This is a genomic window from Borreliella americana (genome assembly GCF_021043605.1).
GTDB lineage: Bacteria > Spirochaetota > Spirochaetia > Borreliales > Borreliaceae > Borreliella > Borreliella americana.
Map to the genome: position 1 here is coordinate 16,699 of NZ_JAJNFB010000004.1, position 12,526 is coordinate 29,224.

The 12,526-nt window shown below is 26.2% G+C and carries 11 protein-coding genes and 1 pseudogene; 6 read left to right on the forward strand and 6 right to left on the reverse strand.

Annotated features, from left to right (window positions below; translation table 11 throughout):
• Positions 1–4 precede the first annotated feature (4 nt).
• Positions 5–568, reverse strand: coding sequence for a nucleotide exchange factor GrpE (gene grpE / locus LRB30_RS01800; protein ID WP_231014014.1), 564 nt, complete (start codon positions 566–568; stop codon positions 5–7).
• Between the two features lie 370 nt (positions 569–938).
• On the opposite strand from grpE, the gene nadE reads away from it, so the two are divergent.
• Positions 939–2,477, forward strand: coding sequence for an NAD(+) synthase (gene nadE / locus LRB30_RS01805; protein ID WP_231018726.1), 1,539 nt, complete (start codon positions 939–941; stop codon positions 2,475–2,477).
• A gap of 627 nt (positions 2,478–3,104) precedes the next feature.
• Positions 3,105–3,934: pseudogene (locus LRB30_RS01810) on the forward strand (inositol monophosphatase family protein).
• Between the two features lie 17 nt (positions 3,935–3,951).
• On the opposite strand, the gene LRB30_RS01815 reads toward LRB30_RS01810, so the two are convergent.
• Positions 3,952–4,374, reverse strand: coding sequence for a hypothetical protein (locus LRB30_RS01815; RefSeq protein WP_231018728.1), 423 nt, complete (start codon positions 4,372–4,374; stop codon positions 3,952–3,954).
• A gap of 103 nt (positions 4,375–4,477) precedes the next feature.
• On the opposite strand from LRB30_RS01815, the gene LRB30_RS01820 reads away from it, so the two are divergent.
• Both LRB30_RS01820 and LRB30_RS01825 read left to right on the forward strand, forming a co-directional pair.
• A complete protein-coding gene (locus LRB30_RS01820) occupies positions 4,478–6,301 on the forward strand; it encodes a hypothetical protein (RefSeq protein ID WP_231014632.1) in 1,824 nt (607 codons plus the stop codon).
• The gene (locus LRB30_RS01825; RefSeq protein WP_231014631.1) at positions 6,294–7,064 is read left to right on the forward strand and encodes a type III pantothenate kinase; all 771 of its coding nucleotides are present in this window, start codon (positions 6,294–6,296) and stop codon (positions 7,062–7,064) included. The genes LRB30_RS01820 and LRB30_RS01825 overlap by 8 nt, the downstream gene beginning before the upstream one ends.
• Here the strand turns inward: LRB30_RS01825 and LRB30_RS01830 are convergent.
• The 4 genes from LRB30_RS01830 to LRB30_RS01845 all read right to left on the reverse strand — a co-directional run bounded on the left by LRB30_RS01830 (position 7,061) and on the right by LRB30_RS01845 (position 10,769).
• Positions 7,061–7,975 (reverse strand): aldo/keto reductase, encoded by a 915-nt coding sequence (locus LRB30_RS01830; protein WP_231018729.1) that lies wholly within the window; start codon positions 7,973–7,975, stop codon positions 7,061–7,063. The two genes, LRB30_RS01825 and LRB30_RS01830, sit on opposite strands and share 4 nt — an antisense overlap.
• An 88-nt stretch (positions 7,976–8,063) precedes the next feature.
• Positions 8,064–8,873, reverse strand: a complete 810-nt coding sequence (locus LRB30_RS01835) for a TIGR02757 family protein (protein ID WP_231018738.1) — start codon at positions 8,871–8,873, stop codon at positions 8,064–8,066.
• Complete coding sequence (locus LRB30_RS01840; RefSeq protein ID WP_231018739.1) at positions 8,857–9,471, reverse strand: glucosaminidase domain-containing protein; 615 nt, start codon at positions 9,469–9,471, stop codon at positions 8,857–8,859. Before LRB30_RS01840 ends, LRB30_RS01835 begins: the two co-directional genes overlap by 17 nt.
• A gap of 2 nt (positions 9,472–9,473) precedes the next feature.
• Positions 9,474–10,769 (reverse strand): hypothetical protein, encoded by a 1,296-nt coding sequence (locus LRB30_RS01845; RefSeq protein WP_231018741.1) that lies wholly within the window; start codon positions 10,767–10,769, stop codon positions 9,474–9,476.
• 194 nt (positions 10,770–10,963) lie between these two features.
• Between LRB30_RS01845 and LRB30_RS01850 the strand changes: the two genes are divergently transcribed.
• Both LRB30_RS01850 and xth read left to right on the forward strand, forming a co-directional pair.
• Positions 10,964–11,725 carry an MBL fold metallo-hydrolase gene (locus tag LRB30_RS01850; RefSeq protein WP_231014628.1) on the forward strand — a complete coding sequence of 254 codons (762 nt, stop codon included), beginning with the start codon at positions 10,964–10,966 and terminating at the stop codon, positions 11,723–11,725.
• A gap of 20 nt (positions 11,726–11,745) precedes the next feature.
• Entirely contained in the window at positions 11,746–12,513 is a 768-nt protein-coding gene (gene xth, locus LRB30_RS01855) for an exodeoxyribonuclease III (protein ID WP_231014629.1), read from the forward strand.
• The last annotated feature ends 13 nt before the right edge of the window (positions 12,514–12,526 follow it).

The window sequence follows — 12,526 nt, forward strand, 5'->3', positions numbered from 1 at the left end:
CTAATTAATTTTTGCTTTGAGCAACTTTAACTTTTGCTGTTCTTAATATTCTGGCGTTGTAGCAATATCCTTTTTGGTATACTTCTACTATTTCTGGATTTTTAAGACCTTCTTTTTCTTCAATGCTTATTGCTTCATGACGACTTGGATCAAAGTTTTCGCCATTTTCTCCAAATTTTTTTAAATTATATTTTTTATCAAAGATTGATAGTATTTCATTTTCAATCATACTGATTCCTGTTAATAAGTTATCAAAATCTTTAGATTTTTTTGAAGAGTTAATAGCTCGTTCTAAGTTATCAAGAAAATTAACGACATCTTTCATTATGGTTTCATTTGCAAATTTAACAAAATTGTCTTTTTCTTTTTCTAATCTTTTTCTGAAGTTTTCAAATTCTGCTTGTTTTCTTAAATACAAATCTTTAAGATTGGAGATTTCATTTTCAAGCTCAGTAATTTTTTTATCAGAATTTACTAAATTTAAGTTTTCTTTTTTTTGAGATTTTGTATTTTTATTATCTTGTTTGTTGTTTTTCTCAGATTCGCTTTTAGTTTCTTTTTTTTCCATTTTTCCTCCTTTGATAAAGCATTTTATCTTTAAAAAAAATATTTTACAAATTTTTTTCTTTATTAAAATTTAATAAAATTGATTCATTTTGATCATTTGCAAGATGTATATTTTTCTCAAGCTTTTATTAATAGTGTTGTATTGATACATATTGTTATTTGATAAAATGTTCGTGTGTATTTTTTTGTCAAAATAAAAAATTTTATTTTTTTATTAATAAGAATATTTTTTGTATCAGTTTTTGTTTGTTTTTAGTGTGTTTATAGACACTCTTAATATTGGAGTATTGTTAAAATGTGGGCGAGTATTGGTTTTGCTAAGCTATTAATTTTTTGTTGTAATTTAATCTATTATTGCTTATTATTTATCTATGAAAATAAGCATTGCTCAAACGAAATACAGAGCTTTAGATTTTGATAAATGTATTACTGATTTTAAAATTAATTATGATGAAGCTTTGCTAAGGGGATCAGACGTTTTAGTTTTTCCTTCTACGTTTTTAGGTAATACTAAGTATGGCAAGTTTTTTGAGCTTTTTCAATATTCTAAAAATATATGTAAGTTTATTGAATTTATGAAAGAACAAGTTGATGATAGCACTTTAATTGTTTTTGGTCATAGTGTTTATAAGGTTGACAAATTTGTAGATGTTATTTCTGTTATCAGTAATCATAAAGTTGTTCTAACTGTATCACAATACAATTTGCCTGGATTTTTTAGTTATAAGGACAATTTATTTGCTGTATTAAATTTTGAGGATGATTTGTTATTTAAAGAGCTAATTCCTAAATTTGGCGAGCATTTAAAGAAAGCTCAGTACTTAATAGTACCGTCTAAGTCTTATTTTACTAAGGAAAAGAATAATCTTAGGTTAAAATTCTTTGAAAGAGTTGCTATTGAGAATAACCTGAATGTTGTTTATTCGAATTTTTATGGAGCTGAAGATTCTGCAGTTTATGATGGGTGCAGCTTTTTTATTAATAGTTTTGGCAAGATAAAACAAGCCAAAGGATTTGAATTTGATTTTGTATCTAATGATACATTTCAAGATTTAAAATTTGATACATGTAATGAGCTTTTTGAAAAAATTATTTTAGCAATATCTCTTGTTTTAAGAGAATATGTTTCTTTTTCGAGATTTTCTAAAGTTCATTTGGGTATATCTGGGGGTATTGATTCTGCTCTTGTTGCGTGTCTTGCATGTTTTGCTTTGGGCGCTGAGAATGTTGTTGGGATTTCTATGCCTAGTAAATTTTCATCAGCAGATTCTATTTCTGATGCTAAAGAACTTTCTAGCAAATTAGGTTTTAAATTGATTGAAATGCCAATAAAAGATTTATTTGAGGTAAGCAGAAAATTTTTTGAAGGATATTTTGATGTTAAAGGTGTCACTGGTGAGAATTTACAAGCTCGGTTAAGGGGGCTTTTATTAATGTCTTATAGTAATTCTCAAAATTCTTTGCTTTTAAATACTGGCAACAAAAGCGAGATTGCAGTTGGTTATTGTACCCTTTATGGGGATACTTGTGGAGGACTTGCTTTGATCGGAGATCTTTTTAAGACAGAGGTTTATGATCTTGTAAAGTATATTAATGCAAAATTTGACCAATGTATTATTCCTGTTAATATTATTTTAAAGGAGCCCTCAGCTGAGTTAAGGTTTGATCAAAAAGATAGTGACTATCTTCCAAAATATGAAGTTCTTGATGTTATTTTAAATAAATATTTGATTGACAATGAATCTGTAGATTCAATTTATCTTAATTTTGAAAAAAGTATAGTTGATAAAGTTTTAAATCTTTATTTTAAAAATGAATATAAAAGAAGGCAAGGGGCTCCCATAGTTAAAGTTTCTAGAAAAACCTTTGGTTTTGAGCTTTCAACTTCTATTTTAAATAATAGAATTTAAAATTATGACTAAAGCCTAGGTTTTTAAATTCTTTTCTTTTTTTAAATTTTTATTAATAATGTTTTTTACTAGAAAAATTGGAAAATAGCTTTTTAAGTTCAAATTAAATTTTTATACTTTTAAATTTATTTAATAAACATATATGACCATAGTATATTAATATATTATTAATTTTTATGTTGTGATAGCTTAAATAACTCAAGTCTTTTTTAAGCATTAAATTATGTTAATAATTATTTATTGAATTTAGAATCGATGTGTGTATTACATTGTGGTATGGAATTTTAAATGTAAAAATTATAAAAATGAGATTTGTCCTAATGCTTTTACTTTCAGTTATTATTTTTTAATTTTAATGGGATTTTGGAACTTGAATCAAAGGACATTGTTTTAAATTGGGAACTGTGTTCCCTATCAGGAAAAGGAGTTTGTGTTTGATAAATTTTCTTACCTTTTTGCTATTTAATAGAATCTGTGAGATTGAAAATAAAAAAATAGAATCAATCTAAAAAAAGCAAAAAAATATTTAATTTATCAAAGTAAAATGCTTTTGGAGATGATTTTTAAATTTTAGAATTTATTATTAATAAGAGAATCAAGATAAAAATGGATTGGAGGTTTTGAAAAATTATATTTTTATTAAATGAATCGACTAGGCTTGCATTAAGTGGTTGTGATAAATTAATTTTAGATTTACAATCTGATGGGTCTATTGTAACTCGGGTTGATAAGCAAATTTAGCAATTCTTATTCAACGAAATCAAAAAGCTTGGTAATTTTGTTCTTAAAGAAGAGACAATATCTCCTTATGAAGAAGAGTATATCAAAGATGTTTTAATATCAGAGAGTACTTTTATTATTGACCCTATTTATGGAGCTTCTTCTTTTGCGACAGGTCATCCTTCATATGGAATATCGCTAGCGTATGCTAGTGGCGGCAAAATTATTGAAGAGCTATTTCTTTTCCTTTAAGCGGAGAGTTTTTTATTACTTCTAAAGATAGTGTATCTTATGCTAAAAAACATTGGTAGCTATCCTTTAAAAAAAGATTTTACTCAATTTATTTTTGATACTTCTGAATGTCGTAATATTAATAGTTTGTTTGCAGTTTCAAGGTCTATTATAAGGGCATTTAATTTTGATATTTCTTCTCATATTCATATTAATGGTTCTTGTGTATATTTTTTTGCCAAACTTTTATAGGTCCTTATAAGGCCTATTTTTCTTTTGTAGGGCTTTGAGATATTGCAGCGTGTTTTTAGCTATTGGTAATAAGTTGGGCGTGATTGGTGAATTTTATTGTGTCAATAAAATGACACTAGATATAGATTCAATGTATATTTTAAAACCCAACAATTATAAAAGATGGTTCTTGAAAGATTTTTTATCCTGATGATAAATCGACAATAGACACTGTAAGAAAAGATGCAAATAAAAAATTAATAAGCAAGATATAAAAAGAATTTGAAAATTATTATTTATGTTTTGCAGGTTTGTTGTTATTAGATTCAATGTCGAGTGTTTTGATTAGTTTGTTTAAGGTCCAGCTTGAAAATTTTATGTAAAGCATTTTAATTGGATTTTTTGTATTTTTTTTTAGCACTTTTAACGATTCTATATTCATTAAAGCTATTATTTCCTTTAGTGTTTTTGGCAAATTATTGAAAATTTTGGAGCCTACTTTATGTCCTTCTAGAATAAAATTTTGAAGAGTTATTTGATCTTTTTTTTGTAGGCGCCGCATATATAGTTTCAAAATACGCTCTTGAGATTTCATAATTTCTGAATTAATTTGTTCTTGTTTTTTAGTAATTTTTTTCTTGTTTTCAATAATAGGTTTTTTAGGCAGAGACTTGTAAGGGTTTGTTCCTGGAATATAATTTTTAGGAATTTTCATATATTTTACTCCTATTTAACTAGCTAACCTATGATTGTATTATTTTTTTTGTTTTTATGCAATCAATATTGATATTTTGATTTTTTATGATTAGAATCATCATATGAAGGAGTTTTTAAGGGCAAGGGCTTTTAATTTATTGCTTGGTTCTTTAATGTTGTTTGTTGTTATTTTTTTACAATTTAGGAATTTAAACCTAAATATATTTTTTTTAAAAGATATAAAATTGGAAGTAAATAATAAGGTTGAAAATAGTGAATATATTTTAAATGATATTGTTGTTAATGTTAGGGGACTTAGGATATTTTTATCAAAACTTAATCCACTTGTTGTTTTAGAAACTGGTTTAAATCTTTTCCCCATCTCTTATAAAGTGCAAAACATAGGTATTTATGTTTATTTTGAGAATAATATTTTTCTTGGGTTTTTACTCGATTCAGAAAATAATTTTAGCATTGAATCAAATCTCTCTAAGAGCTTTTTGTTAAGTTATGAAGTTGAAGATCATTATGAAGTTTTATTAGATGAGCCTACTGTTTCAATAAGACAAGGGAAGAATTTGGAATATAAAATTTTTTTAGGAGAAAATGTAAAGATAAGAGAAAAAGATATTTTAATTTCTCCTCAAGCAGCATTTAGAATTGGCAATGCTATTTATATTGATTCACCAAAGAAAAATATTTCAAATTCGATTATAGAGGGCAATCAAAGTAATAAAAGTGATGTATTGGATTATTCCACTATACGTTCAAAAGTTAAAGAGGTGGATAATAAAATTTTTAATGATACTTTAAACAATTTTAGACAAAATGCTTATGATTCTTGGAACAATTCTGTTAATTTTAATGTTTCAAAGGGGGGTTGGCTTAAATATGGTGCATATAGCTTTGATGAAAATTTAATGGTTTGTTTTTTAGCAGAATCTTTAATCAGAGGGGATTACGAGTCAATAATTTTAAAATTAGATTCTTTATTAGTTAAAAATGAACATAAGTTGACTTATTTAAGTTTATGTTATTATGCTAATTCAGATCAATTCAATAAATTTTTTTCTTATTTATCAAGGAATAAAACTTTTATTGATTCTCTTGAAGAAGACAGACTTATGGTTTATTTAAAGGAGGATCCTCGTCTTTTGGAAAAAATTTTTTTATCAGAAAACGGCTCTAAATTAAATAGTGCTTTAAATCTTCTTAAAGATCCTAAAAAAACATTAAGTTCTAATTTTGGTTTAAGCCAAGCCTACAACATTTTATCTAATTATCTTACTTTTCTTAAGATTAGAGCTGAAGATTCTTTTTATTTAAGTTTTAAAAAGGAGCTTTATAAATTTATATTTACTTTATTTGGTGTTACAGATGAAGGAAAAGTATATATTTTAAATAATGACATTAATTCATCTGATGTTGTTGAGTATGCATTAAAGATTTCTGGGGTTCTTAAAAGAATAGCATCTTATTTGAAAGATAATTTAATATTAAAGCTTTCATTTAATGCAATTTATTATTCTTTGATGAGTGATTATGCCAAAGAAATTCCTTATGAAAGCTATTATTCTGATATTATTGATAATCAATATGTGCCCCAATTTATTTTTATTTCTAGCTATGGATCTATCAGGTGGATATATACTGCTTCTAGGATTTTAAATCGCGAAATTACTGATGCTAAAGTTGCAATTGATTTTGATCAAGAGATTAATTATTCAAGCTATATATTTTTTGGAAATATTTTAAATCCAACTTTAGTTAGATTTAGAGAAATTGATTGGTTTACAGATTATAAGTTTTATGTATATTCTGATGGTTGGAAGTATTATCCTTTGAGTAAAATTTTGGTTATTAAAGCAACACCCAAGAAAAAAAGGTCTTTTAATCTTTTATTGAGATTTGACAAAATTGCCAAAAAAATAAATATTTATGAATAAACTCTTATTATCAGAATTGATAATTGACATTGGAAATACTAGCATTGCTTTTGCTTTATTTAAAGATAATCAAGTTAATTTGTTTATTAAAATGAAAACAAATCTTATGTTAAGGTATGATGAAGCTTATAGCTTTCTTGAAGAAAATTTTGATTTTAACGTAAATCAAGTTTTTATAAGCAGCGTTGTTCCTATTCTTAATGAAATATTTGAAAATGTCATTTTTTCTTTTTTTAAAATAAAGCCCTTGTTTATTGGTTTTGATTTAAATTATGATTTGACATTTAATCCTTACAAAAGCGATAAATTTTTGCTAGGTTCAGATGTTTTTTCTAATCTTGTTGCAGCCATTGAAAATTATTCATTTGAAAATGTTTTAGTAGTAGATCTTGGAACAGCTTGTACCATTTTTGCTGTTAGTAGGCAAGATGGAATACTTGGTGGTCTTATAAATTCTGGTCCTTTGATAAATTTTAATTCTTTATTAGATAATGCCTATCTTCTCAAGAAATTTCCTATTAGCACTCCAAATAATCTTTTAGAGAGAACTACATTCGGGAGTGTAAACAGCGGTTTGTTTTATCAATATAAGTATTTAATAGAAGGTGTTTATCGAGATATTAAAAAGATGTATAAAAAAGAATTTAATTTAATAATTACTGGGGGCAATGCTGACTTAATTTTGCCGTTAATTGAGATAGAGTTTATTTTTAATATTCATTTAACTGTAGAGGGCGTTAGAATCTTAGGAAATTCTATTTAAGTTTGTTGATTGAAATTATCTAAAATTGATGTTATCTCTTCATATACTTTATCATTAATTTCTGCTTTAAATGAATTCAAGTTTGATTCTACATAATTTTCTTTGCTGAAGCCCACTATAAATCCACTTAATTTTGTTTTTTTAAACCATGAATATGTTAATTCTAAAATTGTTAAGTTATTTGTCTTTGCTATCTCTTCAAGTTTATTTATGGTTTTCAAAGTATAAGGCCAAATTTCTTTTTTGAAAAGTATCAATTTTTCTGTTCTAATATCATTAAATTTGTTTTTATCTTTTATATTAGCTTTGGATAAAAGTCCTTGAGCAATTGTTGAATATGATGTGGTGGCAATATTGTTATCTTCACAGTAGGGAATTACATCTTTTTCCTTATTTCTAAATAAGGGGTTGTATCCTATTTGGTTTACGTCAATTTTGCAAACTTTTTTTATGCTTTCCATGTGTGATATTTCAAAATTGCTTACACCTACATATTTTATTTTTTCTTTTGCTCTCATTTCTTCAAGAAATGATGCAATTGGTCTTATGTCAGAATCGTTTTTAGGCCAGTGTATATAGTAAATATCTATATAATCAGTTTTTAAATTTTTAAGACTTTCATTAAAGTTCTTTGTATATTCTGAAATTTCCATTGGGTAGCATTTACTCGCGATTAAAATATTTTCTCTTATTGTTGGATCTTCTTCTATTATTTCACCAATTATTTTTTCTGAAATTCCATTTCCATAAGCTCTTGCAGTATCAATATTTCTGATCCCATGATTGTATGCTTTTTTTAATATTTTTTTAGCGGTTTCTTTTTCGACCTGTTTAAAGTATCCTCCTCCAAATTGCCAAGACCCCAAAATTAATTTGCTATAAGTATTTATCTTTTCTTTAAGATTGTTCATATATTCTCCTTTTTATTTTATGATAAATTGGTATTTTTGTTTTAATGATTTAAGTATGTCTTATTTTAAATGTTTTATAAATAAAATTTTATAGTTTTTTAATGGTTTTTAACAATTTTTCTTTATTAAAATCTCTATTTATTCCAAATCTGGTTAAAGAGAAATCGTATTTTACAGGATCTTTATTATTTTCTTTTGAAAAATAGCTTGTAATTTTTATTGCTTTTTTAAGATTTACGTTTTTTAGTTCTTTGATTTTAAATAGTTTTGAAGCAATGTTTGTCATATGAGTATCCATTGGCACTATAAGCTGATTGGGATTGAATTTATTCCAAATGCCCAAATCGACGTCATCTTTGCGTATCATCCATCTTAAGAATAAAAAAAGTCTTTTACAAGAACTTCCCTTTGAAGGCTTTGGAAGCAGCATTCCGAATTCTCTTCCATTTATTTTTTCCATATGTTTAATTAATTCATCTATGCTGAGTATAAAATTTTGGTTTTTATAATAAATACTGTAAAGAAGATTTTCAAGTGTATGGTGATATTCTTTTATTACTTTAAGGGTGCACAGTAGCCTTACAATATCTTTCCCTTTGAAAAATCTATAAACAAATCCTTTAAATATTTCTTTTAAATCTTTTTCATTTACCAGTTTAAGGTTCTCAGAAGGGGATTTGCCAAGTGGTTTAAGTATTGTCTCGATTGCTTCTAAAATTTTTTCTACTCTTCCAAGTGCTAATGAAGAACTAATTAGGCCTACAAGTTCAATGTCTTCTTTTTCTTTATACCTGTATAGAAATTCTAAAGGATCTGGATGTATAAATTTTTTTTTATTGTATTTTGAATATATTTTTTCTAGAAAATCATATAGCGAGCTTTTAGCTTTTATTTGCATTATTATATTCTAATAGTTCTAATAATATTTTTTTAAGTTTTTTATCGTAAAGTTTGTCTTTTGCCCATTTTCCAGTCAAATCATATATTGTTGGAGCAGATCCTCTTTTAACAAGGTAAAATCTAGGATCAACCATATTTGATTTGATATTTTGTTTTGAAGCATAAGCTTTTAAATGTTGAATATGAGCCTTAATTCCTTCTTTAATATTGGAAAAAGAATTTCCTTTTGTAAGATTATTAGTAGCGCCTATTCCTGAAAAATTGTGTTGCTCTTTTGAAACTATTCCATTAAATTTTAGAGCTCCTGTTTCTAGTAGCATTTGAGCATAGGCGATGTCGTAATTAACCCCTTCAATCAAAGATTCGTCTATATAGGTTTTAGCCACAGTGCTTACATAATTTTTGTCAAGGTCTGGATTTATTTCTAAAGTATATTTTACAAGGTCTTCCAGTTGAGTTTTTCCTCTACTTATTAAAAAGGGAATATATTTTTCTTTTTGTATTTCAGTACTTATTTCGATTATCTCTACATTACTATGAGCTTCATTTGTTAGAAAGATATTGATCATTGCAAATAGCAAGAATTTTTTTATCATTATTATTTTTCCTCTTCAATAAATTTATTAATTTCATTAACTATAGAATTAAATTTTGATAACATTGATTTTTTGTTTTTTAAAAAATTAAAACTTTTTAAATAGTTTCTGCTAAAAATAAGATCAGAAATTTCTGCAATATTGCTTATATCTGTTAGCTTTATAGAGTTTATATTAACAACTTTTGTGTGGAGGTTCTTTTCATTTTCTTTTAGAATTAGTTGTAAGTTTTTTAAATTTCTTATTGTTTGTAGTTTTCCTCCTATATTGATATATTTTGTTATGTTTATGTTTTTTTCAAGGATAAAATTAGCAATATTTGCTTGATTTCCTAGTGTAATTAACGTTAGTTTATTAAGGTTCATTTTTGAATTTAAAAACTTTAAATTTTGACTTGATTTTGCTAGTTCAATAATGCTTTGAATATCATTTTCAGTAGATGCAATATCAGCTTTTTCATTAAGAATATTGGCAGGCTCAATTAAATAGCTAATACTTTTATTGATTACATAGCTGAATATACTTTTATGGCTATTTTTAATAAAATCGTAGCTTTTCATATGTTTATATTTTGGTGAATATAAATAAACAATTTTTCCTTTCTTAACAAGCCTGCTAATTAAAGATTTAAACATTGAATCGTGAGAATAATAAGGAAGTATAAGCAAAACAGAATCGTATAGTTTTTGGTTATTGCTAATAAGGGCTTGTTTATATATGTTATTTTCTTTTGGTAAATAATTCATTTCGTTTATGAAAAAAGGATTAAATTCGTATAAAAGAAATGGATTTTGTTTTTTAAGGCCCAATGTTGAGCTTACAGGGTACCAAATCGATAAGTTTAAATCATTTTTGTGATCTTTAATTCTTGCAAATCCAATCTGATAGCTGCTATTGTTTTCGTCTTTAGGATAATTTATAAAAAGTGCTAAGTATGAAAAAATGGTTGCAATAATAACGGTTAAAATAGCAGGCATTACAAGTACTGTTTTTAGCAAAATTGAAAGAAATATTCTTTTTGATTGTTTTGTAGACCTGTTGCTTATTCTTCTTCTTCTATTTACTATTGTTTTTATGTTTTTAAAAAAGATGATTATCATAAAGATTAAGAATATACTACCAATATATAACATTAGTGGTCTGATTTCTGTAAAGTATAAGGTTATTACAAAAAACGTACCTGGAAATATTATGAAGTAGTCTTCATAAGTAAATTCTTTTTTAAAATTAAATAAATTTACTATTAAAAATATGCTAAAACTGGTTAAGAAAATGAGTTCATAAATTTGCGTATCCATAAAAATAATTTTTCCTTAAATAATTATAAGCATAAAAGCAATTTTTCCAAAATAGTTTACAGAATTGATTATTAAATAGTGTTAATCTAATTTTAGATTTAAGAGGAGTTGTTTAATTAAGAGAGTTTATTTTTGTTTAATATAAAATGTTGTGTTAAAATAGATTATGCTTTACAGGCGAAAGGTAGCAACATATGGTCGGAACCTTTTTGGGAACTGGTGCCTCAAGTGGTGTTCCTATGTTAAATTGTAGCTGTAGAGTCTGTACTTCAAGTTCTAGTAAAAATAAAAGATTGAGAAGTTCTTTTTTTCTTGAGGCATCTTCTGGGGTTAAATTGTTGATTGATACAGGTCCTGATATTAGACAACAACTTTTAAGAGAAAATATAGACAAACTTGATTTAGTACTTTATACCCATGAACATTATGATCATATTATGGGTTTTGATGATATTAAGTTTTATACACGAGCTGCTCCTTTAAACATTTATGCTAGAGATACTGCCATAGTTCATATAATGAATGCTTTTTCGCATAATTTTTCATCCAAACCTTCTTTAAGTGGAAAGGCAGACATTATTCCTAATGTGGCTAAAGATTTTAAGCCTATTTTTTTTAAAGGTCTAAAAATAGTGCCAATTCCTTTGATTCATGGAGATATAGTTAGTTTGGGTTATAGGGTAAACAATCTAGCGTATCTTACTGATGTTAAATTTATTCCTGAATCGTCTTATGATTATTTAAAAAATTTAGATTTACTTATAATAGATGCCATGAGGATTAAGCCTCATCCGACTCATCTAAATTTTTCAGAGGCTATTCGCGAGATTAAAAAAATCAATCCCAAAATTTCTTACTTTACACATATTGCACACGATATAATGCATGAAGAATTTGATTATTTAGAAAAAGACAATATCTATTTAGCTTATGATGGATTAAAGATTTATATTTGATTTAAATTTAAAGAGGATTTATGAAATTAATTTCATGGAATGTAAATGGAATTAGAGCTGTTTTAAAAAAGGGTTTTCTTGAGTTTGTAAAAGAATATACTCCAGATATTTTGTGTGTTCAGGAAACTAAAGCCTTAAGAGAACAGTTGCCAAAGGAATTGATTCTTGAGGATTATTATTCTTATTTTTCAAAGTCAAAGATTAAAGGCTATAGTGGTGTTTGTATTTACTCTAAAGTTAGGCCTATTTCTGTAAATTTACTTGGAAAAGAAATTTTTGACAATGAAGGGAGGGGGCTTGTAGCATACTATGATAATTTTGTATTAATTAATGGTTATTTTCCCAATTCTCAAGCTTTAAGAAGAAGACTCAGTTATAAACTTGATTTTTTATCTTATGTTGAAAATCTTATAGATTCACTTGTGAGGGGTGGTAAAAATGTAGTAATTTGTGGTGATTTTAATATTGCTCACACTGAGATTGACCTTGTAAATCCTGATTCTAATAGAGACTTGCCCGGATATTATGTTGAAGAAACGGATTGGCTAGATAGCTTTTTAAACAAAGGATATGTGGATACATTTAGGATATTTAATAAGGAGCCTGGTTGTTATACTTGGTGGAGCTATATAGCAAGAGCTAGGGAGAGAAATATGGGTTGGAGAATTGATTATTTTGTTGTTAATGAATTTTTTAAGAGAAATGTTAAAAAATCTCTAATTTTAGACAAAGTAATGGGAAGTGATCATTGTCCTGTTTTTTTAGAGTTGGCTGATGTAGTTAGCTAAAGGGAGGAGGCTA